The following is a 25,368-nucleotide window of genomic DNA, read 5'->3' as shown; positions in this document are numbered from 1 at the left end:
TAGGCCCATCGCGGAGCCAGCCCTGCAACACCCTTCCCGTGAAACACGTCGTCAACAACTTGAACCCAATGGGCCTACCGCTCCGCGGTAGAAGCATCGACCGTGGGGTCCATGGGTTGCACTCGCTCCGCTCACTTGACCCATGGCTATTCATAGTGAACCCTCCGGGTTCGAGGGCTTGCGGATGGGCCTTGGAGAAAGGAGGCGATGGGGAAGAAAGGGCAAACTTCAAAATTCAACCGTCAAACTTCAAGCCTGAGCCCCGGCCTGCGAGGCTCTGTTTGTAGTTCAAACTTTAGGTTGAGCTACGCACAGCTTGGACTGAGCCGACTAAAGTCGGTACTCCAACCCCGGCTCGGATGTGCTGTGGCGAGCGCATGTCCGACGCGCTGCTTGGGTTTTGACTTCAACAGGGGCGATGCGTTTCCTCGCTTCTTGAGGAGGTTCGTGCCTGGGTTGGAGTACCGCCTTTAGGCGGCGTATGGGAGAGGTGAAAGAGGGCGTCATGGGCACTATGTCGATTGACCCGCCTAAAGGCGGAACTCCAACCCTGGTGCGTACCTCAACAGTAAGCAGAAGACGCTTCAACCCTGCTGAAGTGCCATCGTGAGCAGCGAGAGGGACATCAAAAATCCCATCGATGTTAGCGCCGTGGTTGGAGTTCCGCCTTTAGGCGGGTCACTCACCATCGTGCCCACGACGCACCCCGTCACCCCCGGTACTCCGACTCCGCCTCCCTCCACCACCTACCCCTCACCATTCACCGCTTCACCACTTGCCGTTTCGAGCAGTGCCGCACCGTCCTGCGGGAGAAACCACTTGGGCAGGAGCGCGGCTTGACATTCCGCCGGATCTCTAGCGATATAGCGGGCTGTGCAAAAATGAATGCATCTTCCTCATCTATGAAACTTGAAACCCTCTGCCTCCACGGCGGCCATGAGCCGGATCCCGTCACCCTGGCCCGCGCGGTGCCGATCTACCGGACGAGCTCCTACGTCTTCAAATCCTCCGAGCATGCGGCGAATCTCTTCGCGTTGAAGGAGCTGGGCAATATCTACACCCGGCTGATGAACCCCACCACGGATGTGCTGGAGAAGCGCGTGGCTCTGCTGGAGGGCTCGCACCCGCTCAGCGCGCTGGGCGTGGCCTCGGGCACCAGTGCGGTGTTCTACGCCATCATCAACCTCGCCCAGGCGGGTGACAACATCATCAGCGCGCGGAACCTGTACGGCGGGACCTACACGCAGTTCAGCAACATCCTGCCCGCGCTGGGCATTCAGGTGAAGTTTGTGGACTCGAACAAGGTGGAGGAGATCGCTGCGGCGGTTGACTCCAAAACCCGGGCGGTCTTTGTGGAATCCGTCTCCAACCCCGCGCTGGAGATCACGGATCTGGAGAAGGTGGCAGAAGTGGCCCATGCCCATGGGTTGCCGTTGATTGTGGACGCAACTTTCTCCACCCCGTACCTCACGAAGCCGTTTGACCATGGGGCGGACATTGTGGTGCACTCGCTGACCAAGTGGTTCGGCGGGCACGGCACGGGCATCGGCGGCATCATTGTGGACAGCGGCCGGTTCAAGTGGAACACCGGCAAGCATCCCCTCTTTGACGAGCCGGACACCAGCTACCACGGCCTGCGCTGGGGGCATGACCTGCCGGAGCCGCTGGCCCCGCTGGCCTACATTCTGCGGGCGCGCACGGTGCCGCTGCGGAACCTGGGCGCGGCCATCTCTCCGGACAACTCGTGGTTCTTCCTCCAGGGCATCGAGACGCTGCCGCTGCGCATGGAGCGGCACTGCCAGAACTCACTCTCCGTGGCGGAGCACCTGAAGTCCCACCCGAAGGTGGAGTGGGTGCGCTACCCCGGGCTGCATGATGATTCGCACTTCGAGCTCAACCAGAAGTACCTGCGCGGCAAGGGCGGCTCCATGGTGGTCTTTGGCATCCGCGGCGGTCGCGCGGCGGGCCAGAAGTTCGTGGAAAGTCTGAAGCTCTTCTCCCACCTGGCGAATGTGGGCGATGCCAAGAGCCTGGCCATCCACCCGGCCTCCACCACGCACTCGCAGCTCAATGAGGAGCAGCAGCGCGCGGGCGGCATCACACCGGATCTGGTGCGGCTCTCCGTGGGCATCGAGCACATCGATGACATCCTGGCCGACATCGACCAGGCTCTGGATGCGGTGTGAGCCCCGCTACGCGGGAGACAGAAGACTGGAAGACCAAAGACAGAAGACCTGAAGACCTGAGGTCTTTGGGAGGTGGGTGGCTGGAGGATATCCAGTCCACCCACGTATGCCAACACCTGGCGGCTTCCGGACTCGTATTACCACGAACTACAGGCGCTCCAGGCCCGGAAGAAGGAGGAGACGCTGCACGCGGCGGAGGTTTACCTCTGGTAAGAGGTGAATGGTAAATGGTAAGTGGTGGAGCTTCCCTGAGCCGACTGAAGTCGGTACTCCAACACCGGTGCGGATGGTGAAGGTGGATTGGGAGCGTGAGCGCCCTGCTCGCGGTTTCCTGAAACTTGAGCAGCGAGATAGGTTGCCAAATCTTTGTTGGAGGTTCGCACCGGGGTTGGAGTACCGACTTTAGTCGGCGTATTGGAAGCTCGTGTCATTCAGGGTCAGGGGCGGAGGAGGATGTCATGGGCACGATGCCGATTGACCCGCCTAAAGGCGGAACTCCAACCACGGCGCGGATGTTGAGGGTGATTTCGGCGCGTGTTTGGCGCTGTTCACCGTTTCCTGAAGCTTGAGCGGCGTAATGGGATGGTTTGTCTTCGTTGGAGGTTCACAGCTGGGTTGGAGTTCCGCCTTTAGGCGGTCAGGGCAGCCCAGGACGGACTGAAGCAAACTAAAGTTTGAACTCCGTACAGCTTCCCAATACGCCGACTAAAGTCGGTACTCCAACCCTGCTGCGGACGTCTCCGCGTTGCTTGAATGCATTTCCACCCCTTACCCCTTACCACTTACCCCTTACCCCTTACCACTTACCACTTACCACTTACCACTTACCACTTACCGAACTGGCTCCAGCGCCAACACTCGCCCGGGGGTCCCGATCCCTGCTGCCAGATTCGTCCCGCGGCAGTACTCCGCGATCAACAAGCGGTGCCCGGGGAGTTTCAGCAGATCAATAGGCCTGCCCAGCGGAGCGAGCAGGCGTTTCACGCTGGTGGTGCCGGCTTCGAAGTCTGGGCGCATCTGGAGGACGTCATACCCGGCATCGGCTTTGATGAGATTCCCAAACCGGGCGGCGAGGAAACTACCTCCCAGGGGGGCGGGCCAGTCCTTGCCGAGCCAGACGATGCCGCTGGGGCAGGAGTGGGGGTCGAAGGTTGAGAGGCTCTTTCCCTTCTCCGCGCTGCCGCCGGCATCGGGGCCAAGATTGCGGAGGGGCTGCTTCACGACGATCCCGGCGGGGAGGTCGGGGGTGTGGGGATAGGCCTTTTCGGTCCAGTCGGCAAACTGGTAGGGGAAGCCGTAGTGCTGGCCGGGTTCGATGACATTGAGCTCCTCCGGGGCTTCGGCATCGGGGCCGTTCTCGGTGGCGATCATGCGGCCTTCGTCATCCCAGCAGAAGCCGAAGCTGTTGCGCAGGCCGCGGGCGATCACCTCCACCTGCGGCTTGTCCTGGGTGGGGTCCACGCGCCACATGCAGGCGGTGAGTTCGTTTTCGCCGCCGGTGTCGTAGTTGGGCTGCTTCCCGGGCTCGCCGCCATCAGTGCGGGCACCACTGTTGATGTACATCATGCCGTCGGGCCCCTGGGCGATGTGGGAGACACCGTGGTTGTAGGGTCCGATGCCAAAGGGGTACGTGACGCGCAGCCAGGGCTCGGGCCTGGTCCAGCCCTTCTCCGCAGCCCACGCCCCCGTGCGGAAGACGGTGACCTCATTGGCCACGGGGGTCTTCTTCTTGTTGCACTGGTTGCTGGTGACGTAGAGGCGGCCCTCTTTGTCCACGGTGAGGCCGAGGGCGAGGACATCGCCCAGCGCGAGATCGAAGTACGTGTCCCGAGGAAACAACAGTTTCTGCTCCTGCGTGCCGACCTTCCACTGCCAGATGTCGCCGTTCTGGGCGAGGATGAGGACGTGCGCGCCGTCCGGGTGCGTGGCGAGGCGTACGGGGGAGAAGCTGAACTCCGCGGCGACCTTGAGCGTCCAGCCCTGGGGCGCGGCAGGAAGCTGGCTGCTCACCATGGAGGCCACGAGGGCCTCATACGTGGGGTACTTGCTCTGGCTGCGCAGGGTCTTGATCTCCGCCACTGTGGGGGCGGCCCCTTTGTTCCCCCAGGAGCCATAGACATGGGCGAAGACGGAGGCGATCTGCTCGTCCTGCAGAATCACGGGGGGCATGCCGCCCTGGTACTCGCGGCCGTTCACGGTGATCTTGCCAAAGAGGCCCTCCAGCGGGGCCTTAAGCGCGCGCTCGCGTTGATGTTCCAGGAAGTCGGAACCGGCGAGCGGCGGGAAGACGCCGGGGATCCCCTGCCCCTCGGCTCCGTGGCAGATGGCGCAGTGCTGCCGGTAGAGCTCGCCTCCATCAGGAGCAGGCGCGCCTCCGGAGGCCAGCAACGGCCAGGTCAGGAATGCGGCAAGTGCGAGGCGGGACAGCGGGCGGGGGAAGTTCATTCGGCGGGGGCAGGATAGAGCACAGCCACCCCGGCCGACAAGCAGGACTTACCTATCCCTATGTCGAGGTTGACTCAATGGGTGCCAGTGGCACAGAAGCGGTCCGGGTGGGCTCTGGCAGCCGGAACTCCCGGGCGCCGAGGGTCGCGTAATCCGCCGGATTGCACGTGAGCACGATGACCTGGAGTCCGCGCGTGGCGGCCAGGTCCAGCATGCGCTGAAGGGTCCGCACCCGGCCGGGATCCGAGTAGGCAAAGGCGTCATCGAAGACCAGCGGGAGGCACTTGTCCGGCTGCCCGGCAGCGAGGACCTCGGCCATGGCGAGACGCAGAGCCGCGGCGACCTGCTCGCGCGCGCCGCCGCTGAGGACATCGAAGCCCAGCGCGCCGCTTTGGCGATCCGGGCGGACGATCTCCAGCCCCTCGAACTTGTTGTCCGCGCCGAGCTTCACCTGCACCGTGGTTTCCGGGCCGAAGAGGCACTGGAGGTAGCCGGAGACCTTCTCCGCAAGCGGCTGGGTGAACTGCCTGGCAAGGGAGCTCTGCTCCTCCTGAAAGAGCTCATGCAGGAGCTGCACGGCCTGGCTGCGACGCCGGGCGTGCTCGCGCTGGCGCCGGGCCTCGGTGAGCCGGGCATCGGCCACGGCCATGGCGGCGTGGGGGTCCAGGGTGCCCTCACTGCGGAGGATTTGCAGGCTTGCACCTTGGTCGATAGCAGCCTGACTGACAGCTTCATCCTTGATTTTAATGGAGCGCTTGAGCCGCAGCTCATCCCCGGCGAGCAAATCTGGCTGGAGGGCGGTGAGTTCCCGCTGGGTGCGGGCGAGTTGCTCCTCGAACTCGCGGCGGTGCGTGAGGGCCTCCTGTAGTCTCGCGGTGCGCTCGGCGTCATCGCCGTGCATCTTCACCATCTGGGCGAGCTGGGCCTCGCGGGTGGTGAGCTGGTCCTTCTCTGCCTGGTGCGCCTGGTGCTGCCTGTCATGCTGGGTGGCGGCCTCACGCGCGGCGCGGCTGCTGGCATCCAGCACGCCCTTGAGGGTGGTTTCCTGAATCTCCAGCTCGCGCAGGGTGGCTCCGGTGGTCGCGGTCAAGGCGCGGGCCCCGGCCAGATCGGCCACAGTGGGCAGATCCGAGCACGCGGCCCGACGGCGCTCCAGTTCGGCCAGCACGCGGGCTTCCTCCTGCTCGGCGGCGGCCAGTTCGCGGCCTATTTTGCCAGCGCCGAGTCCGTCGAGTTGCGCCTTGAGCGCGCCGATCCCGCCCTCCTTCAACTGGCGCTGGGTGGCGACCTCCACCGCGGCCTGCACGGAATCCAGGCCGGATTGATCGAGGTCATCCTGCAGGGCGGCGCGGGCCTTCTCCCTCCGCTGCTGGGCCTGCACCAGGGAGCTGCCCCCGCCGGGATGGATGCGCAGCTTCACGCCGGAGCCGATGCCCAGCTCCGCGTCTGAGGAAACAACTCGCGTCTCACCCGGAGCGAGCGGCGTGCCGCCGAGGTGGATGGGCTGGTCACTGGCGAGCACCTCGATGCCTGTGGCCATGGCCTGGAGCGCGGCGTCGGCCTGCATCCAGTCTGTCTCCAGCTTGCGCAGGGACTTGAGCTTCGCGGCATCCACCTGCGGCAGGCGGGCCAGGGCCTGCTCCTCCTCCTTCTGCCGGGCGGCGAGGGTCCGCACCTGCTCCATGCGCTGGCGGAGGGCCTCCAGGGCCTGGGATTTCTCGAGCCACTCCATCTGGGTGCGGGCGGCGTCCGCACGCAGGCGGGCCTCCCGCAGGGTGGCATCCAGCTTGTGGCGCTCGCTCTCGCGATCTTGCGCCAGTTTCTGAGTTTCCTCGACCCGCGCCTTCAGCGTGGCCAGGGCCTGCTCCCGTGGGGTCATGGCCTCGCGGAGCTGGGCCACCTGAGTGCGGAGCTGCTCGATCTCGCTCTCGCCTTTTTGCAGATTTTCGTGGGTGGTGGCGGCATGCAGCACCGCGGTCTGCTGGGTCGATTGCCGCTGCTGCAGCTCTTTCACCCGGCTGAGCTGCTGGGTCACGGCCTGCAGTTCTGAGCGGAGACGTTCCAGCTCCGGCTTCGCGCTGGCCAGCACGGCCTCCGCCTGCTGGTGCTGCTGTGCGGCCTCCTCCAGCTTGCGCAACTGGGCGGCGGCCTGCGTGGCGGCCTCTTCTGCCTGCTTCACCGCGATATCGGCGCGACCGAAGTCTGAGCCCACCCGGGGCTCTCCGTTTTTGGTGAACCATTCCTCCACCAGATCGCGGAAACGACCGGCCACGGCAGCATCCGTCTCTGACTGCATGACGGCCGCGCCACCGAGCGACTGCAGACGGGTGAACAACTGATCCCGCTGGGCATTGGCATACTCCACGGGCGAGCTGCCGGAGCGCCCCTGGCTGACGAGGAGGTGCGCCCACTGCTGCTCGACTTTCTCGCCCGCACCCCGCCCGCTGATGATCTCCACGCCGAGGAGCGCGCTGAGTTTTTCCTCGGCCTCCTCCGCCTGCCAGGTGCTGCCGCCGGCCTGGGTGAGCACGGCCGTGCCGCTGGCCCCGCTGAAGCGCTTGGCCAGACGGTAGTCCGTGCCGGCGATCTCGAACTCGATCTCCACCTCCGGATGCCCGCCTGGGTGGGTGAGGGAGTGCATGCTCCGCTGCGTCTCGCCGCCGCCCCTGGCCCTGAGGAAGAGGGCATAACGCGCGGCCTCCAGCAGCGTGCTCTTGCCCGCCTCATTGGGGCCGCCGATCACGTTCAGCATCGGGTCCAGCGGGACCGTCACCTCCCGGTGGACCCGGTAGTTGCGGACGGTGATGGACTTGAAGCGCATGCAGGGGGATGGGTTTCAGGAAAGTGCACGGGGCATCCCGGCAGTCTGTGCGTGGAGCTCCCGCAGGGCGATGCGGGCCACGGCGGCCGCGTTCTCATCCGCGCCTGCGGCCCGGGCGACGAGACGCATGGCCACGCGGGAGATGAGCGGATCACCCGCGCGGCGGGTCAGCGCCTCCACCTCCGCGTCGGAGGGGGCCAGCCGGGTCTGGTTGCTGAGCTTCAGCCGTAGCAGCCGGGACTGCCAGAGCTCCAGCAGGGTCTCCAGCCGGGTCATGGCGTCCATGCCGAGACGGCCGCGGAGTTCGAGCCTCAACAGGTCCGCCCCGGAACGTCCGGCGAGCAGCTCCTCCACCCGCGCGGCGCAGGCCTCCAGGTCGGAGTCATCGCGAAATTCCTGCTCGATCTGATGCCAGCCGAAGCGGGCAGTGGCCACTGGCTCCACCACCGGGGCAGAGCCGCGCTCCACGGTGACGCAGAGGACGTGACCGGGCTGATTGCCCTCCCCTTTGGGGAAGCGGTCGCGCTCCGGTGTGCCCGCGTACCAGGCACCGGGCGTAATTTCCTTCATCCCATGCCAGTCACCCAGCGCGAGGTAGTCGCAGGATCCGGCAGGCAGGCGGGTGAGATCGAGGAAATTGGCGATGCCCGCGGCAGTCCCGGAGCCGGCCCCCAGTTCGTCATCGTCCTCCTGCGAGCCAAAGCCCTGGATGCTGCCATGCGCAAGGACGATGCGCGGCTTGTCGGCGGGCAGGGAGTCTGTGAGCTCGGGATTGCGCAACCACGCGGTGGGGTCGGTCACCTCATGACGGCGCAGCAGCGGGCACGGGAGGAGGATGGCCGAGTCCAGCTCGATGGGACGGGGTTCGAGGAGGAGGTGCAGATTCGGCGCGAGCTGTTGCCGCGTGAGCTCAAAGAAGGGCTGGGTCCACACACTGCCCACGCCGCCATGGTCGTGGTTCCCGGGGATGGCATACACCGGCACGCCCATCTCCCGGATGGCGCTGCATGCGGCCGCGACGGTGGACTTGGAGGGCGTGGTGGAGTCAAAGAGATCCCCCGCCACGAGGATGAACGCGGCCTTGCGCTCCCGCGCCAGGGTGCCGATGCGCCGGAGCACCTCGATCCGCTCCTGCTGGAGCAAAGCACGCTTGGCATCATCCTCCACCCGGGCAAAGGGCTTGCCCAGTTGCCAGTCGGCGGTGTGGAGGAAGGTCGGCATTTTCGGTGGGAGGTGAGCGGTGAGCGGTGAGCGGTGAGCGGTGAGCGGTGAGCGGTGAGCGGTGAGCGGTGAGCGGTAAAAGGTAAGTGGTAGGTGGGTCAGGGGTGGGTCGCAAGTGGGTTCTTGGTTCTTGGTTCTTGGTTGGGGTGGTGGGTGGGGAGATGTTGTTTGGAAGGTGCCCATCCACCCAGCGTTCTGGGCAAGATGAGAGCAGCGGGGTGAAGTGAAGGTGCTTTCTGTAAAGGATCGGGCCGGGGTTGGAGTACCGCCTTTAGGCGGAATCAGTGGAAGCTCAGGACTTGCAGGCCCAGAGTCATTCAAGCGGGGGCTGAGGAGAGAGTCGTGGGCACGATGTCCATTGACCCGCCTAAAGGCGGAACTCCAACCACGGCGCGAATGATGTGGGGAGTTAGATCAGACTATAACGCTGGTTACCTTGGGCATCCGCATGCCGCCGGACTATCGGCGGTTCATTCTCTCAAAATGGAGTCATCAATTGCCCGGCCTTTTCCTGGATGCTGACCAGCTCATTTCCGAAAACATGCGCCGGAGGAGCAAGAGCTGGCTGGGACGGCCGCTCGAAAGCGTCTTCTTTGTCTTCGCGCTTGATCGCGCTGGCAACGAAGTGTTTTTCGACCTGGACATACCGATGACTCCTGTTTTTGTCGCGGATCATATCAGGCGCAATTGCCGGATGCAGGCGACATCGTTTGAAAAATGGCTGTTGAAACTGGCAGACTCAGAGTAGGTGGAGGTGGGTGGGCGTGGAGATACCGTAGAAGCTCCAGCTAGGGCCTGCCAAGGAACCTGCGAGACTGACGTTCGCGGCAAGAGGCTGCAAACAGCACGCAGGATGCGTGCGCTCCCCGAGCTTCCCAGGCAGAGGCCATCTGAAGCCTGTCAGTCTATGCTTCCCCCCAGTTTCCTTGGCAGGCACCATCTGAAGCTTCTGTGGTTTGCTTTCTGGGAGCAAGGACGAGTGTGCCCGGCAGGAATGAGGAAACGTGAGCAACGCGATGACGTATCCCTGCTGCCTGAAAGAGATCGCACCGGGGTTGGAGTTCCGCCTTTAGGCGGGGTATTGGGCGCTTGGGCTGAAGGTGACGCGAGGAGGCACCTCGACTGACGGAAAGTGTACGGAGGGTGTGGTGGGTGGAGCGGAAGTGATAGAGATTGGTGGCCACGCCCAGCTCTGGCGACTGATTCCGCCTAAAGGCGGTACTCCAACCCTGCTGCGGACATCCTCTGGACCTCAGACGAGCGGTCACGCTGTTGCCTGTCTGTTGCCTGTCTGTTGCCTGGGAGCAGGGGGAGAGGACATCCAAACTCCGTGTAAAGGCTCGCGCCAGGGCTGGTGGAGAAATCAGGCTCAATCAAGAACCAAGAACCAAGAACGAAGAACTTCCTACCTCAAATGCCGCAAGCTCACGGTCACCGGAGCCAGCCACAGCAGGTCCTCCTTCTGCACTGTGAGCGGCGGATACGCGGCGTGGGTGCTGGTGAGGACGAGGCTCTCGCCGTCCTGGATGAAGTGGACGAGGCGGAGGATGGTGCCACCACCGCGCTCGTCTCTGAGACGCGCGAGGACGAGGTCGCCATTGCGGCTGGGGAGGCCGGGGCAGATGATGGCGATGCAGCCCTCAGGATAATGCGGGGCCATGGCTTCGCCGTTGATGCGGACGGCAAAGGCCTGCTCATCCTCCACCACAAAGGCGAGATGCTGACGCCCATGATGGGCGGCCACAGCAGGGGTGGGCAGATCCGCGGCCTCATGCATGGCCAGCAACGGGACAGAGCGGGCGGAAAAGACGGGGGCCTCCACCTGCACACCGCTGGCACGGGGTGTCAGGCGCGTGGGCTGAGCAGCATGGGCGCCGCCGGAGTTTTGCAGGGAGGCAATTTGCGCACGGGAGAGGGTTTCCAGGGCTGCACCGGCGATGGCGAAACCGCGGGACACTGGCTCCACATCCCGGGGCTTTCCGTTGAGGTCGGCATTCTGGCGAGCCTCCTCTTCCAGCCGCTCCACCAGCAGCATCACGGGCTTGGAGGGGGGCATGCCTCCCTCGATCTTGGTGATGTACTGGCGCGTGACTCCCAGCCACTGGGCCAGTTGCGGGCGGCTGATGCCCAGTAGCGCCCGCAAGGCTTGGAAACGCCCGGCCGCATTGGCGGCATTCATTTTGTCGGAGCGGAGGTGGGGCATGGGTGTCGAGGGAGGAGCTTGAATGGGACTGTGGCCCACTGGGGCGGCAGGCGGGTGAACCGCTGCCGTCACGGGCCGGGGTGGAGTCAAAACAGGGGCCACCGTCCGGCTGATCATCCCGGTCGCAGTGGGGCGATACGAAGGCTGGGAACTGACATCGTGAAGGCCGGAAAGGCCGAGCAGGAGGAAGCGATGCCGCACCCGGGTGAGCTCAGAGTTGCCCAGCTTGAGCTCGCGGCAGATCTCTCCACGATCCCGGCCAGACTCCATCATGAGGATGGCCTTGGCCCGCTTGGAAAGCATCTCCTCCGTCTCGGTGAGGACGACGGTGGCGTGCTCCTGCGCCGAGTCCAGCTTCTCAGCCAGTGCAGCCATGGTCTGGCGTTGGTGGGGTGTCAGCCGGAGGGAACGGGGCGCAGAGGTCATGACGATGGAAGCTGGCATAAGTCCGATCCAAGAGACGCATAAGGGATTACCTCATGCCTCACGGTACCGCACAATGAATCATCTAGCCAAATGGATAGTTTTTCTTGTGCCTATTGGACAAGAATTTGTGATATTTAGACCAAAAAGGGCTCTTTTTTGACCAGTTTGGCGTAGGTGCGCCAGTGGGCAGTGCGTCGGTGCGTCGGTGCGTCGGTGCGTCGGTGCGTCGGTGCGTCGGTGCGTCAGTGGGCAGTGGGCAGTGGGCAGTGCGTCAGTGGGCAGTGCGTCGGTGCGTCAGTGGGCAGTGCGTCAGTGGGCAGTGGGCAGTGGGCAGTGGGCAGTGGGCAGTGGGCAGTGGGCAGTGGGCAGTGGGCAGTGGGCAGTGGGCAGTGGGCAGTGGGCAGTGGGCAGTGGGCAGTGGGCAGTGGGCAGTGGGCAGTGGGCAGTGGGCAGTGGGCAGTGGGCAGTGGGCAGTGGGCAGTGGGCAGTGGGCAGTGGGCAGTGGGCAGTGGGCAGTGGGCAGTGGGCAGTGGGCAGTGGGCAGTGGGCAGTGCGTCAGTGCGTCAGTGCGTCAGTGCGTCAGTGCGTCAGTGCGTCAGTGCGTCAGTGCGTCAGTGCGTCAGTGCGTCAGTGCGTCAGTGCGTCAGTGCGTCAGTGCGTCAGTGCGTCAGTGCGTCAGTGCGTCAGTGCGTCAGTGCGTCAGTGCGTCAGTCCGTCAGTGCGTCAGTCCGTCAGTCCGTCAAGGTGTTGGATCCGGAGTTGGACGGAGTATAGGGCTTCAGCCTGCGGAGGCTGAGGGCGCGGGGCGGCAGGCGGAAAAAAACGCGGCGGGACGCGTTGATGCATTGGCTCTCGTAGCTGCGTTTGTAAAAACGCGGTCAGGCCTTCGACCCCAGTGCGTCGGTGGGCAGTGCGTCAAGGTGTTGGATCCGGAGTTGGACGGAGTATAGGGCTTCAGCCTGCGGAGGCTGAGGGCGCGGGGCGGCAGGCGGAAAAAAACGCGGCGGGATGCGTTGATGCATTGGCTCTCGTAGCTGCGTTTGTAAAAACGCGGTCAGGCCTTCGGCGCCAGTGCGTCGGTGCGTCGGTGGGCAGTGCGTCAAGGTGTTGGATCCGGAGTTGGACGGAGTACAGGCTTCAGCCTGCGGAGGCTGAGGGCGCGGGGCGGCAGGCGGAAAAAACGCGGCGGGATGCGTTGATGCATTGGCTCTCGTAGCTGCGTTTGTAAAAACGCGGTCAGGCCTTCGGCCCCAGTGCGTCGGTGCGCCAGTGGGCAGTGCGTCAAGGTGTTGGGGGCGGGAGCTTTAAGGAGCACAGGGCTTCAGCCTGCGGGGGCTGGACTGATGGTTCATCAGCCTCATCAAACAGGAAGCAATATTCTCATCCCCAGCCGCATGAAGGCCAACGAATGCGTGCGGGGCAACCCGGTCGCAAAAACTCGTGACAAAACAAGACCAGGTGCAAGATTCTCAACCCATGCCACACGCGGGGCCACCGGAATGCAGCCCCTGTCTGCGCAACCTTTCCCTGCCACGAACGCTCCGGCTATCGCAAACCTTGGGAGCATTAGTAACATGAAGACATCGTACGACCATGAGACGTGGATTATTGATGCCGGTGACGCCGTCATCGAGAAAAAGGCCAGCACTGGTGTTAGCGGCCTTACGGCACGTGAGCGCCTGATCTACTGCCTCTGGGTTGCGGACTATGGCATGCGCAACGCCGGAGACCTCGCCACCGCCCGCGATCTCTATCCCAGCTTTAAACGCGAGGGAGCGCAGCTTGCGGCAGAGCTGTCCCTTCCCTTCACCCACGAATCTTTTTCACTCGCGACTGCCGCACTCCAACGTCAGTACTTCGAGCGATTCGACCGTATCTGCCATGAACTCCAAGGCTCCTGACCAAGCGCTACAACCGTCAGTCTTCGAGAGAACAGAAGAACCAATTTAAGGTCGATTCCATGACAATAGAAGAGGTTTTTAACAAGTATGGAGAGCCGCTTTACGTCGGCTCCAAACACTTGGTGTGGAAAGACACGGAGCGCAACAGGGCAATCAAAGCGACACGCCCTGGCTACCTTACTGATGGAAGTATTGTCATTACTTCTCAACCATGGCGCGAAGCTGCCGACCCCTCTTCGCCTCACCCATCCACTGAGGAAATGACCGAGTGCATGCAAAGCTTTGGCTTTTCACAAGTAACCTTGAATGATTGGCGACGCGTGGATGGGATTTTTGCCAGGAATGTAACGCCTGGCGATTTCATTAAGACGAAGGATGGTGTTGTTCCTATTGATGTTTGCCTCGACGACCGGGATGCATAGAAAGTATTGGCACAGTCACTTGTTGAAGTAACTACATGATCAAACTGCTTGCAATCCTTGCTCTGACAGTATCGCTCTTCGCGGAAGATGTGCCGGAAGCCGCCCGCACGGCATCTCCAGATGGTGAATTCCGCGTGACCGTCGCCAAGGTGGCCAACACGAACACGAAGCGATTGGAGATTAGAGGCAAGGAGGAGAAGATCCTTTTCTCCTCCCCACCGAGAATCGACGGAACCGACATTCTTGAATTCTATCCTGAGCACCTTAGATGGAGCCCGGACTCGCGTATTCTCGCGATTTCAGCCGGATATTCAAAGCTGTTTCGGACCTGCCTTTTCGCTTGGGACGGCAAAGGCTTTCAACAGATCCCGATGCCCGAGATTGCTGCAGGAGAAGACAATCCTTGGATCTATCCGGTTGCTTGGAAGGCGGGCCACATCCTGCACCTGAAGATCAGCGGACCACACGCGGGCAAAGCGGGTGACAACGGCTATGAAGGAACGGCTGTTGTGCAGGTGGAACTCCAGAAGAAGACGGTGAAAAAGCTTTCGGAGGAGGTAAAGCGGTATGGCGCAAACAAGTGAGCAGCAAGACCGAACAAGTGCACCGCAGCGCACCCCTCCTGGGCGGCGCAGATTCTCTGGCAAGGTGCCTTCGGCCCAGTGCGCAGGTGCGCAGGTGCGTCGGTGCGTCGGTGCGTCGGTGCGTCAAGGTGGTGGGGCGCGGGAGCTGTAGTGAGCACAGGCTTCAGCCTGCCCGAAGCTGTTTGTAGTTCAAACTTCAGTTTGCCTCAGTCGATCAGGGGTTGCGCGTCCTGAGCAAACTAAAGTTTGTACTACGAACAACTGCGGCAGAGGCGCTCGTGGCTGCGTTTGTAAAAGCGCGGTCCGGATTGTTCGCCCGTAACACCGGCTTCCAGCCGGGGCGTGCTACCGGCGTCCCGCCGGTTCAGTTGGAGCATCGCCTGTTGCAGAAGCCTCCCTCCTCGCCCTCATACGTTCCGACCCGCCCAATCAGACGGGAGACGGATGTCACCCATGGGCATCACACCCCAATTGGATGCTACTCACACCCCTACTCCCCCCCTCACAGATAGAGGAACTCCGTGACAAAAATTGCCCCTGTGTCAGTTTCCCAACCAGATCTACCCTGAACATCCCCGGAGCTGCCGCTGTCTGCGTAACGGCCGATGGCCGGGGTGGACAGGGGTTCATTGGCATAATTATTCGGCAGGCGTCACTCGTCTCTTGTGAAAGCAATCACCGACCACCCACCTGAAACATTACCAGCCGTGATTCGGAGCGCGCAGCCGGACGATGCTCCCGCCGTCGCTGAATTGCTCGCGACCCTTGGCTATCCCTCGCCAGTCGCGAGCGTTGCGCAACGCATCATCGATTGCGAGGCTTCTGCCACCACCGCCGTTTTCGTTGCCGCCTCAACGCAACGTATTGCTGGCGTTGCCTCTTTTCATTGCATCCCATTGTTTCATGCCGATGGATTCCTTGGTCGCATCACGAGCCTGGTTGTAGCGCCCACTTTTCGCCAGCGCGGCATCGGTCGGTTGCTTGTGGCGGCTGCCGAAGAGTTTGCCCGGGCACATGGATGCGCCCGCATCGAGGTTACCAGCGGCGACCATCGTCCGGACGCACATGCTTTCTACGAGCATCTCGGCTACCAACTCGACTGTCGACGCTTCATCAAACATGATCGCAACGCCTGACCATGCGCTGCAGCGTACCCGGCCATCTGGCTGCTATTGCCATCGTGGCTTCCCGAGGGCCGGGTCCCGGAGTTTGGGTCGTTAATCACCACTGCCAACACATGTACGAGCCTGTTCTGGAACTTGAAAAACGACTGGGGATTCGCCTGCCAGAGGACTATCGGAGTTTTCTGGTGGATCATCGCGATAGCTTCCTCGATCACGCCCGGCTTTTCCTCCCGCCCCGCTCAGGTGTCGTCGATTCCCTTCTGACCGCTGATGACATTTTGCAGAATGACGATCAGAAGCGGATTGGCATTCCGGAAAAGTCGCTGATGCATATCGGTGGGAATCTGTTGGGCGGTTACCTCTACATCGATGTTTCTGACGGCAGATTTGGACAGATCCATTACATGGAGGGCTACGAGTTCCGGGAGCAGTTCCCATCGTTTTCAGCATTCCTCGATGAGACGCAACCAGAAGACGCCTGATCATGAGCGCCACACGTTTGCCCCTGCGAGGGATGTTTTCCGCATTCAGGCACTCATCCCAAAGCACGAACCGACTGGTTTTCATGGCTTCGAGATGCGCGACGAGATCAGGCGCTTGAAAGACCGTCTTGAAGTTGTGGCGTCCGGATGGACGGGCTTGTATAACACGACAGGACCTGATGACTGGAGCTAACCAGACCTCGAGAACGAACACGGCATGGTGTCCGCTGATTACAAACCAACCCAACCATCACGATGGGAGCGTGGGGAAACGGAAACAAAACCAACCGTTCTCCCAGAAACCGCAGTGGAAAACGCCCGCTTCCCCGTATTAAGCAGGGGGGGGAAGAGTCCTGCCCGGACTCGAACAGTTAACCAGACACACAACGGTCAAATGAACTACGTCACTGCTCACCATGTTCTTTCCATCCTCACTGCCCAGGCCGATCGCTTCGACTCCCACACTGTCGAGCGAGAGTTCAGGAGTAAGCATCCAGAGCTCTTCGTGGCAGAATTCAGCCACTTTGCCTCGTCGACCGACCCACTCAAAGCTTTCAGTATGCGCTTCGGCAGGTGGCTTCTCGACACCTTCCCACACGTCATCCGCCCAACTCAAAAGGTGAAATCCAACAACCTTCGCGAGCGATTGAGCGGCAACCAAGAATGGCAACTTATTCACCAATGAACTGCGCACGTAACCAAGCGCAGGCTGCAACCGCCCCCCCCCCCGCCCCCCATAGTCCCCTACCCCAAATTTCACACTTGCCACGCCTGAGCAGTCGTTGATCATAGGGGTCGTCAGGCTCATTTCCCCTACGCGCCTATGAAGCACCTCATCGCCCCGACTTTCCCGTTCGTCATCAGCACGACCCTGACCGGCCTGGGTTGCCCTCTGGCAGGCATGACCCGGCCTGACCTCATCGTGGCCATCATCGTCGCGGCCGTGGTTTCCGGCGGCGTTGCCTATGGCTCTGCTTGGGCAGGGTACCGGAAGAGTGTGAGGGCTGCGGGCTGAGGGCTGAGGCTGAAGGGTGAAAGGGCAGCCATCATGCCCCGATTGCGATCAGCATCAGCGCATCCCGTGGGCCGGGTCTCCCGCAGTCATTCGATTTGGTGGTTATTTCAAAATACTCTGACACCAGGAGAATGAGCGCATTGCGTTACCATGACTTCCATCTAACAGGCTATGATGTGCGCAAGTCCGGGAGCGAGATCGTGCTGCATCTCCTCTATGACTATCCGTCGTGTCCGCGCGAGGAGTCTCACATCGGGTTTCAGGGCGTCGAGCTCTACCACTTTGTCCATACCCGCGGTGCCATCATCCTCGACATCACTGAGATGCCACTGTCACAAGTCTTCCAAGAATATGGGGACCGCATTCAACTCTGGGCCACCCAGTTTGGAATACAGCACTGGGATTACGCCGATCCTGCCAGCTATCAGCGCAAGCTTGAGGCGCAAGGGCTATGTGCCTGGGAGATCAGTTCTTCCATCGGGCTTGCAGGATTCGTCATTGCCAAATCCATCGATGACGTTACTGACCCATTCGCTCAACCCGCCCAGTAGGCGCTGCAGCCGATGGCGTTGAGCACGGCTTTTTCCCGGAGGCAGCACTGCCGCCCCACCCCTCTCAGGCACACTCACCCACCCCCACCATGCGACCCCTCCGCTACACTATCAACGTCACCCTGGACGGGTGCTGCGATCACAACGCCGGCATCGCGCCGGACGAGGAAATGCACCGTCACGCGGTGGCGAACCTCAACCGGGCCGACGCCCTCCTCTTTGGGCGGGTGATCTATGAGATGATGGAGGTCGCGTTTCGACCGGCATGGACGGGTGCGATGCCCGACTGGATGGAATCCTTCCGAAACACGATCGACTCGGCAAAGAAGTATGTCGTCTCCAGCACCTTGAACCAGGTGGATTGGAACGCGGAGCTCCTACGCGGTGATTTGCGGGAGGCGGTGCAGCAGCTCAAGCAGCAGCCGGGCAAGGGCCTGCTCGTGGGGGGCGTGAAGCTCCCGCTTGCCTTGGCGGAGCTGGATCTCATCGACGAATACGAGTTCATCGTCCACCCCAAGCTGGCAGGCTACGGCCCCACGTTGTTCGCGGGCTTGTCGAAGTCGATCGACTTGAAGCTCGTGGACCGGGTGGAGTTCCGGTCTGGAGCGGTGGCGATGCGGTATGAGCCGAGAAGGTAGGGATTGCCCAGGAACAACGACCAACCCGTACGATGATGAAGGATCACCCAAGAAAGTCCCCATGGTCAATCTTCGCGCTCGTGGTATGGTTGACGGGCATGGCCATGGGGATTGCCCATGCCGAAGCCAAAGCCGAAGAGGATGATACCTACCATCCTCCGAAAGATCCGGCAGGTCGCGAATACGATAGCTACGGGGATCAGTGGCTGGCCGCCATGGCCGAGCCCTCGTTGGTTCCCACCAAGAGCAACTCAGAGGAGTTTGCGCTCCGGTTCTTCTGGTTGAGATCGTTTCACGATCCCATCTCCATCCGGATCTGGCGCACGGGTTCGAGCTACAAAATGAGGGCTGTGCGCATGAAGAAGCCAATCGAGTACGGACCAGGCCCGATCGCTGAAGACACGACGCGATATCTCAAGCCCGAAGAGTGGACCCAGGTGATCCGCCTGACGGCAGGAAATGTGTTCTGGATGCCCCTGACCCAGGCGGAACAGCAGGCCTTCCCTTTGCTGGTGAAAGACGGCTCCACGTGGTGTTTCGAGCGTTTGTCCGTAGGAAAACGCGTCTCACTCGAACTGCGCAACGTGCCCCATTTGAATTCGATGATTCGGGAGAAGGGCAAAAGCGCCCCCAACATTCGGGACTTTGATGCGTACAAGAGACTGGGAACCTACCTGCTCAAAATCACCGGTCTGACTCCCAAGGAGCCGAAGAAATTCTATTAGGCTCTGAGAGGCTAGGATGTTGCCACTGGGCGACAGTGGCAGAAATGGAGCACGCACCAATCTCACCCAAACCCAACCCACACGCGATCAGAATGCCAACCTTGCTTGAATCGGTCACCGTGAATCGTCTGGGCGGAGAGCCCTGCCCGGAGGATCTGCGCGTGCTCCTCACGGTGGGCAACGATCTGCTGCATGACCTGAACGTAGAGGTGTGCGGAGACGCCACCTGGCAACCGTGGGCGGACAAGAGCTACCTCACAGCAGCCGATCTGGCTGATCCAGACATCTCGGCAAATGTCCGCGCCATCGACGACACCTTTGAGCTCATCAACTTCATTGCGCGGACGGAAGACGACACCTACATCGGCTACTGGCGCGGGCCGAATCACGTACCCCTTGCGAAGAGCCCTCTCGTCTCATACGACACTGAAGGGCAGTTCCGACTTTGCGGCGGGACTTTCGTTGAGTCGCTGTTCTTCGTGATTCACGACGACGAAGCACTTGCCCAGTTCCGGGAGGACTGCGTCCAACTCGGCATTGAGCTTGCGTTCGAGTCGGTGGACGACATATCCATCCCCTCAGTCGATCCGACACCTGACGCCTTCCACACCGCCCGATACCATATGCACAAGATCGGCTGATCGTTTGCCTAGGGGAGCTTGCTCCCATCCGCGTCAAATCTCGCAGGGAGAAACTCCCACGCCAACGGCGTGGTACAAAACAGTCCCGCAGTCGCGGGATCAGACCGCGAAGCGGTCGCCACCCTGGGTATCGATGGGAACGCGCTGGAACTCCAAGGGAGTTCTACAAACCGTCAGCACCACCTGGAGATGAGGAGATAACCACGGGCCTGCATTCGGGAGACGCGTCAGGAATGTCGCCCCCTCCAGGCCATCACATCCCAATAGCAGTCCATCGTCCCAATCGGTCAGATCTGGACATCGGCACTGGGCTTTATAGATTGAGCAAAGCCATGCTGCACAATCACTTTACCTTTGTGTCGAGTCTGCCCGACGACAGCGTCGAAGAAGGCGGCAACGGCGTCGTTCCTGCTGCTGGCCGAAATATCATGGACAGCCTGGCTCGATGCCTGCGGGATAGTGGCCACCATGTGTCCGAGATCACACAGCACAGCTTCTACGGCTGGTCCTTCGAGACACAGGGTCCAGAGGGGCGATTCTGGCACATGCTGCAGCATCCTGATCCATGGCTCCTAATGGTCGAAGATCGCCGGGCGCTACATCGCCGACTCTTCCAGCGAGAGACGCCTTTTGAAAGGGCGTTGGCGAATTGTGAAGCCGCCTTGCGTGGTCTTGAACACGTCTCAGAGGCAGTTTGGTTCACCCGAGCCGACTACGCTAGAAGCAGCCGCCGACACGCTCAGGTGAGGTGAAGGAAAGAAGAAACCGGCCGTTGGCAGTGCCAATTCATTCCAATCAACGAAGGCCGAGTCAAGTCGTCAGTCAACTCCGCATACCACATGAAATGCTCGCACTGCAAAAAGAGATTGGAGCTCAGTCATCGGCCCGGAGTGTTCTTTTCCTTTGCCGTGCTGTCTGCCATTGCAGCCCCTGCTGCATGGACTTTTCTTGCGGCACCTTACAACGTCGTGTTTGGTGGCGCATTGGGACTGATTACGCTTATTTCACTGGGTGGCGCGTTTACCGAAATGACAGACGCAAGCGCCTGGGTCTACGCGAGGTACAAAAGGACGGGGGTCGAGTGCCAATCCTGCCTACACATCAATACGATACGTCCGTGGTCTCTATGACTCTTGTGTTGTCCAAGAACTCCAAACCAACAACCCGCTTGTCGAAAGCCAAAAGATGACATCGCCTATGAGTTGCTTCGTCCAAAGCCGCTGGGGAGACTGTGTGGATGACCCGTCAGAAAGCAAGATGCGTGAAGTGCTCGCTGAACTGGATGTACCAGACCCCGAACATCCTGACGCATGGCTGACGCATGAAAGTGGTTGGACACTATCTATTTTTTCAGGGGGCTCTTGCATCTTGAGCAACTCGGCAATGGATACAGGCCCACAGTATCTTGAAGCCATTTCCCGAGCGGAGGCTTTGCAGCTTTGGATCAAGCTCTCACGCGGCCAAGTTCAGGATATGCAGTCGTTGCCCTGGAAAGATGGCAACGCCCCCCCCATTTCCCAAGAAGAGCTCCAAATACTCAAACAAGCATCGGCTGAGGCGACCCTGGCACAACAACGGGAATTCTTTGATAGCCTTGGCCCTGAAGATGACACCCAGCGCTGCAGACAGCCCGGTTGCAGTCGCGGAGCAGTGAAGTTCAGCGTCCTCTGCAAGCCCCATCATTTTGAGCAAACCACGAAACAACCCTCGCCGTTCGGACACTGAGCGCATCGAACTCTGACTGAACCGCCCATGTAACCACGGTGGCGGCTGGCACCTTGACTTCCACCACCTCGTGCTGGTCTGTTGACACCAATCGAGTCAGCCGTTTCGCCCCCCTGATCCCACCTCTTGCCCTTGCCCTGAAATTCGCAAAGACTCCACCTGTGAAAACTGTACTCATCTTCTTCATGTGCGGATTGCTTTCCGCCATCACCTCCGCTGCTCAACCCTTCTCACACATGGAAACTGGGATTCCATTGCCTGACACCATCGCCGGGACAACGCGTGGCGAAGCCACCAACTATGAGGTTTCGACTGGCGAACCGGGCGTCGCCATTCCGTATCACGCCAACGAGATCGAGATTACTGTCTTCATTCGCCGTATCGACCCCAAGAAGATTACTTCCGCGGCCATGCTCATTGATGAGACGCTGGCGACGGTGAAACAACTGGAAGCATCCGGAGGCTACTCGAACGTGAAGGTGTTCAAGAGTGCCGATGACTCAGCAACACCGGGGTGGTCTAAGGCGGCTTTCACGGCCCGGTCTGATCAGGGGTTCCTCATGTCGATGATCTACGCCACCATTCGATCGGACTACGCGATCAAGGCCCGCATCACCACGCCGAACCCGAAGAACAACGACTCCATTCAGAAGTTCGTTGCGGAGTTTCAGAAGATTGTCAATGAAGCGAAGCCGAAGGCGTAGGAACAGCGCGCTGCTGAGAACCGTTGCCTCGCGATGTTCAGTCCACCCATGAAAAAGAAACTGCCACCCAGCCCCGGGAAGGACTTTACCGTGTGCAGTATCGCATGGGACTTGGAAGCCGTGCAGAATCACACCCACGCAGGTTTCCGACACATCCCGGATGAGATCATTTATCGCCGCTTCTTCCAGTTCCTCGACTTCATTCAACGCCACGGCTTTACCGTCCGCACCATCGCCGAGACGCTCTCCGAGATCACCACCGCCACTTCCCTCCGCAACTCCGACTTAACGGATGATGGCTTTCGGTTCATTCAATACGCCCAACCTCGCTGGTCCAACCGTCTCTACAAGGACACCCACGCGGAAAAGGAATGGGCTTTCCTCGAACGCTGGCATCGGAGCTACCAACAGCTTCAGGCCTCGCCCCTTGAATGAAGCATCTCACCGAATCTGAGTTTCGCGCGACTTTCGCGGGCTCGATGCAGCGGGTCGCGCTGGACGCTGAACCGCCTGTTCCGTTTTGGGACTACTTCGATGCCATTCCTACCGCTCACTTTGCTGGGCATGATTGCTCTGTGGGCAGTGTCAGCCATGCCTGGACCGACGCAACAGGGCGCTTTCAGCACGTTCTCGTCAACACCAACGACAAGAACGTCTTCATCGTGATTGTTCTCGATCTGAGAGAGTCATCTGTGTTTGGCCACCGTCTGCTCAATCTCAACCTTCAATATGGACTCGAAGGCACCTGATCGAGAGTGGCAGCATTTTGCACCCGTTGGTGGTTGGGTTGCGTTCAGAAGCAGTCCAGCTCTCACAGCAGCCATCTGGCAGCAGTTCCCAGCATCCGATTGGCACTGCCTCAGCCTCACCGCCGGCAGTTCCGTATGGGAGTCGCGCCAAGATACCAGCATGGTGGTTGTCCACTACGAGGGTGATAGTCTTGTCGAGTTGGTCGTGCAGGTGGGTGCGGCTAACGAGGCGGTTCGTCCTCTTTTCGCAGACTTTCGACTTATTCCCGTGGACGGGGTCACCTTCTGAACAACCGCCGCGCAAGATTTTCAGGAGCCCCAAGGGAGTTCTGCAAACCGTCCAGACCACCTGAAGATGAGGAAACGACGAGCCTGCATCTGAGAGACGCCTCAGGGATACTGCTGTGGTCTGTAGAACTCGCTTCGGAGTTCATTGGCACTGGTGTTTGTACCCAGGGTGGCGGCTCGTGCCTCGCCTGACCCTGGGCTATTTTGTGTGACGCCCTTGGCGTCAGACGACGTGCTGCCGCGCGAGACATGGGCTTGGCGAACAAACGGAAAAAACATGACAAGACGGGTCTCCTGTGGCAGAAAATCCACAGGGCGTTTTACCCTTGCTGACACGGCAGTTGCCTGGCCCGCCTCCATTTGCCGACATCCAGTTTGGACGCAGGTTGGTTGGCACCATCCGTTTTCAGACAAAGAAGAAGAAAGCCAAGACAATGAATCCATCCAACCCAGCGACATCGAATCAACCAACATCACCGAAACAGCGTCACGGATGCCTCACGGCGTATCTCGTGTTGATGCTTCTGGCCAATTCGGGCACGGCGCTCGTTTACCTCGTTGCGTCTGAGAGCGTGCGACAGGGCGTTCCGAACATGCCAGACTGGGCCTTTCCGGTTTTGATTGCCGGGAGCTTGTTGAATTTCGCCTGCGCCATCGCACTGTTTAAATGGAAAAGATGGGGCTTCTGGGGATTTGTTGTGACGGCTGCGATTGCGTTCGGCATCAACCTTTCCATTGGCCTTGGCATTGGTTCCGCACTGGGCGGCCTTGTTGGTGTCGCAATCCTCTATGGCGTGCTTCAACTCGGCAAGGAGAAGAGCGGCTGGTCGCAGCTGGAGTGAAATCGCAGCCCGGTCCCGTCAACTGCTGTGGGAGCGACGGGCTCTGCTGGATTTGCGGGGTCAGGGGCAAGGCGGCACGGTGATTGGGGGATTCAGGAGTTGACGGCTCGGTTTCAGGAAACACCAACGGCCTTGCCACCTGCACCCCCTGCCGTGGCAGTTACCCAGGACTGGGGTACACATCCCAATCTGGGATGAGTTTCAATGGGGAGCTATTGTGGGGGGGTATTCAGGAGCATCGAGCCCCCTGATCCTTGAGGCACGGCTCACTGGGACGCAGGCAGACGCACTGGGACGCAGGCATCCTGACCGCGTTTTTACAAACGCAGTCACGAGTGCTCCCTCCGGCCACGCCCCTAGGCTCCGCAGGCTGAAGCTTGTGCTCCGTACAGTTCCAGGCCCAACACCTTGACGCACTGCCCTCTGACGTACTGACGCACTGGGCCGCAGGCACCCTGACCGCGTTTTTACAAACGCAGCTACGAGTGCTCCTCCTGACCGCGCCCCCAGGGCTCCGCAGGCTGAAGCTTGTACTCCGTACAGTTCCAGGCCCAACACCTTGACGCACTGCCCTCTGACGTACTGACGCACTGGGCCGCAGGCACCCTGACCGCGTTTTTACAAACGCAGCTACGAGTGCCGCCTCCGGCCGCGCACCATGGGCCCGCAGGCTGAAGCTTGTACTCCGTACAGTTCCAGGCCCAACACCTTGACGCACTGCCCTCTGACGTACTGACGCACTGGGCCGCAGGCACCCTGACCGCGTTTTTACAAACGCAGCTACGAGTGCCGCCTCCGGCCGCGCACCATGGGCCCGCAGGCTGAAGCTTGTACTCCGTACAGTTCTAGCCCCAACACCTTGACGCACTGCCCACTGACGTACCGACGCACTGGGCCGCAGGCACCCTGACCGCGTTTTTACAAACGCAGCTACGAGTGCCCCCTCCGGGCCGCGCCCCAGGCCTCCGCAGGCTGAAGCTTGTGCTCCGTACAGTTTCAGCCCCAACGCCTTGAGGCACTGCCCTCTGACGTACTGACGCACTGGGCCGCAGGCACCCTGACCGCTACGAGTGCCCCCTCCCGGCCGCGCACCATGGGCCCGCAGGCTGAAGCTTGTACTCCGTACAGTTCTAGCCCCAACACCTTGACGCACTGCCCACTGACGTACTGACGCACTGGGCCGCAGGCACCCTGACCGCGTTTTTACAAACGCAGCTACGAGTGCCGCCTCCGGCCGCGCACCATGGGCCCGCAGGCTGAAGCTTGTACTCCGTACAGTTCTAGCCCCAACACCTTGACGCACTGCCCACTGACGTACTGACGCACTGGGCCGCAGGCACCCTGACCGCGTTTTTACAAACGCAGCCACGAGTGCTCCTCCTGACCGCGCCCCCAGGGCTCCGCAGGCTGAAGCTTGTACTCCGTACAGTTCCAGGCCCAACACCTTGACGCACTGCCCTCTGACGTACTGACGCACTGGGCCGCAGGCACCCTGACCGCGTTTTTACAAACGCAGCTACGAGTGCTCCTCCTGACCGCGCCCCCAGGGCTCCGCAGGCTGAAGCTTGTACTCCGTACAGTTCCAGGCCCAACACTTTGACGCACTGCCCTCTGACGTACTGACGCACTGGGCCGAAGGCTACCTGACCGCGTTTTTACAAACGCAGCCACGAGC

Annotated in this window: 23 protein-coding genes; 18 read left to right on the top strand and 5 right to left on the bottom strand. The window is 61.1% G+C overall.

The window, feature by feature from the left end:
* The first annotated feature begins 902 nt into the window (after positions 1-902).
* The gene (locus tag VSP_RS06165; protein WP_009959449.1) at positions 903-2,186 is read left to right on the top strand and encodes an O-acetylhomoserine aminocarboxypropyltransferase/cysteine synthase family protein; all 1,284 of its coding nucleotides are present in this window, start codon (positions 903-905) and stop codon (positions 2,184-2,186) included.
* A gap of 831 nt (positions 2,187-3,017) precedes the next feature.
* Here the strand turns inward: VSP_RS06165 and VSP_RS06160 are convergent.
* Genes VSP_RS06160 through VSP_RS06150 form a run of 3 tightly spaced genes read right to left on the bottom strand, consistent with a single transcriptional unit; the run spans position 3,018 to position 8,673 of the window.
* Positions 3,018-4,631 (bottom strand): PQQ-dependent sugar dehydrogenase, encoded by a 1,614-nt coding sequence (locus tag VSP_RS06160; RefSeq protein ID WP_009959447.1) that lies wholly within the window; start codon positions 4,629-4,631, stop codon positions 3,018-3,020.
* A 58-nt stretch (positions 4,632-4,689) separates the two neighbouring features.
* Positions 4,690-7,452, bottom strand: coding sequence for an AAA family ATPase (locus VSP_RS06155; RefSeq protein WP_009959446.1), 2,763 nt, complete (start codon positions 7,450-7,452; stop codon positions 4,690-4,692).
* A gap of 15 nt (positions 7,453-7,467) precedes the next feature.
* Complete coding sequence (locus VSP_RS06150; RefSeq protein WP_009959445.1) at positions 7,468-8,673, bottom strand: metallophosphoesterase family protein; 1,206 nt, start codon at positions 8,671-8,673, stop codon at positions 7,468-7,470.
* A gap of 448 nt (positions 8,674-9,121) precedes the next feature.
* Between VSP_RS06150 and VSP_RS06145 the strand changes: the two genes are divergently transcribed.
* Positions 9,122-9,421 (top strand): hypothetical protein, encoded by a 300-nt coding sequence (locus VSP_RS06145; protein ID WP_009959444.1) that lies wholly within the window; start codon positions 9,122-9,124, stop codon positions 9,419-9,421.
* A gap of 657 nt (positions 9,422-10,078) precedes the next feature.
* Here the strand turns inward: VSP_RS06145 and VSP_RS06140 are convergent.
* Complete coding sequence (locus tag VSP_RS06140; protein ID WP_198141328.1) at positions 10,079-11,251, bottom strand: S24 family peptidase; 1,173 nt, start codon at positions 11,249-11,251, stop codon at positions 10,079-10,081.
* A 1,625-nt stretch (positions 11,252-12,876) separates the two neighbouring features.
* Between VSP_RS06140 and VSP_RS06135 the strand changes: the two genes are divergently transcribed.
* The 11 genes from VSP_RS06135 (at position 12,877) to VSP_RS06080 (ending at position 19,385) form a co-directional block, all read left to right on the top strand.
* Positions 12,877-13,203, top strand: a complete 327-nt coding sequence (locus VSP_RS06135) for a hypothetical protein (RefSeq protein WP_156346422.1) — start codon at positions 12,877-12,879, stop codon at positions 13,201-13,203.
* Positions 13,204-13,262: 59 nt separating this feature from the next.
* Positions 13,263-13,625 carry a hypothetical protein gene (locus tag VSP_RS06130; protein ID WP_009959439.1) on the top strand — a complete coding sequence of 121 codons (363 nt, stop codon included), beginning with the start codon at positions 13,263-13,265 and terminating at the stop codon, positions 13,623-13,625.
* A 35-nt stretch (positions 13,626-13,660) separates the two neighbouring features.
* On the top strand, positions 13,661-14,209 hold the full coding sequence (locus tag VSP_RS06125; RefSeq protein WP_009959438.1) for a hypothetical protein: 549 nt from the start codon (positions 13,661-13,663) through the stop codon (positions 14,207-14,209).
* A gap of 665 nt (positions 14,210-14,874) precedes the next feature.
* A complete protein-coding gene (locus tag VSP_RS40690) occupies positions 14,875-15,345 on the top strand; it encodes a GNAT family N-acetyltransferase (protein ID WP_198141327.1) in 471 nt (156 codons plus the stop codon).
* A 101-nt stretch (positions 15,346-15,446) separates the two neighbouring features.
* Positions 15,447-15,815, top strand: coding sequence for an SMI1/KNR4 family protein (locus VSP_RS06115; RefSeq protein ID WP_009959435.1), 369 nt, complete (start codon positions 15,447-15,449; stop codon positions 15,813-15,815).
* Between the two features lie 394 nt (positions 15,816-16,209).
* The gene (locus VSP_RS41980) at positions 16,210-16,500 is read left to right on the top strand and encodes a hypothetical protein (RefSeq protein ID WP_157210762.1); all 291 of its coding nucleotides are present in this window, start codon (positions 16,210-16,212) and stop codon (positions 16,498-16,500) included.
* Between the two features lie 138 nt (positions 16,501-16,638).
* The gene (locus tag VSP_RS06100) at positions 16,639-16,830 is read left to right on the top strand and encodes a hypothetical protein (RefSeq protein WP_009959431.1); all 192 of its coding nucleotides are present in this window, start codon (positions 16,639-16,641) and stop codon (positions 16,828-16,830) included.
* Between the two features lie 131 nt (positions 16,831-16,961).
* The gene (locus VSP_RS06095; RefSeq protein WP_009959429.1) at positions 16,962-17,381 is read left to right on the top strand and encodes a hypothetical protein; all 420 of its coding nucleotides are present in this window, start codon (positions 16,962-16,964) and stop codon (positions 17,379-17,381) included.
* Between the two features lie 89 nt (positions 17,382-17,470).
* A complete protein-coding gene (locus VSP_RS06090) occupies positions 17,471-18,019 on the top strand; it encodes a dihydrofolate reductase family protein (protein ID WP_009959428.1) in 549 nt (182 codons plus the stop codon).
* Between the two features lie 32 nt (positions 18,020-18,051).
* Entirely contained in the window at positions 18,052-18,744 is a 693-nt protein-coding gene (locus VSP_RS06085; RefSeq protein WP_029190222.1) for a hypothetical protein, read from the top strand.
* A gap of 92 nt (positions 18,745-18,836) precedes the next feature.
* Positions 18,837-19,385: a hypothetical protein gene (locus tag VSP_RS06080; RefSeq protein WP_009959426.1), complete on the top strand. Its 549-nt coding sequence runs from the start codon at positions 18,837-18,839 to the stop codon at positions 19,383-19,385.
* A 287-nt stretch (positions 19,386-19,672) separates the two neighbouring features.
* On the opposite strand, the gene VSP_RS06075 is transcribed toward VSP_RS06080, so the two are convergent.
* Positions 19,673-19,855, bottom strand: coding sequence for a hypothetical protein (locus VSP_RS06075; RefSeq protein WP_156346420.1), 183 nt, complete (start codon positions 19,853-19,855; stop codon positions 19,673-19,675).
* 727 nt (positions 19,856-20,582) lie between these two features.
* Here VSP_RS06075 and VSP_RS41975 point away from each other — a divergent pair.
* The 5 genes from VSP_RS41975 (at position 20,583) to VSP_RS34095 (ending at position 23,693) form a co-directional block, all read left to right on the top strand.
* Entirely contained in the window at positions 20,583-21,110 is a 528-nt protein-coding gene (locus VSP_RS41975; protein ID WP_198141326.1) for a hypothetical protein, read from the top strand.
* A 161-nt stretch (positions 21,111-21,271) separates the two neighbouring features.
* Positions 21,272-21,814, top strand: a complete 543-nt coding sequence (locus VSP_RS06065) for a hypothetical protein (RefSeq protein ID WP_157210759.1) — start codon at positions 21,272-21,274, stop codon at positions 21,812-21,814.
* Positions 21,815-21,862: 48 nt separating this feature from the next.
* Complete coding sequence (locus VSP_RS06060; protein WP_009959421.1) at positions 21,863-22,249, top strand: hypothetical protein; 387 nt, start codon at positions 21,863-21,865, stop codon at positions 22,247-22,249.
* Positions 22,246-22,563 (top strand): hypothetical protein, encoded by a 318-nt coding sequence (locus VSP_RS06055; RefSeq protein ID WP_009959420.1) that lies wholly within the window; start codon positions 22,246-22,248, stop codon positions 22,561-22,563. The genes VSP_RS06060 and VSP_RS06055 overlap by 4 nt, the downstream gene beginning before the upstream one ends.
* A gap of 584 nt (positions 22,564-23,147) precedes the next feature.
* The gene (locus VSP_RS34095) at positions 23,148-23,693 is read left to right on the top strand and encodes a hypothetical protein (protein WP_156346416.1); all 546 of its coding nucleotides are present in this window, start codon (positions 23,148-23,150) and stop codon (positions 23,691-23,693) included.
* The last annotated feature ends 1,675 nt before the right edge of the window (positions 23,694-25,368 follow it).

This window comes from Verrucomicrobium spinosum DSM 4136 = JCM 18804 (assembly GCF_000172155.1).
Lineage (GTDB): Bacteria > Verrucomicrobiota > Verrucomicrobiia > Verrucomicrobiales > Verrucomicrobiaceae > Verrucomicrobium > Verrucomicrobium spinosum.
The sequence above is the reverse complement of the archived record's forward strand: the minus strand, read 5'-3'. Positions and strand labels throughout refer to the sequence as shown.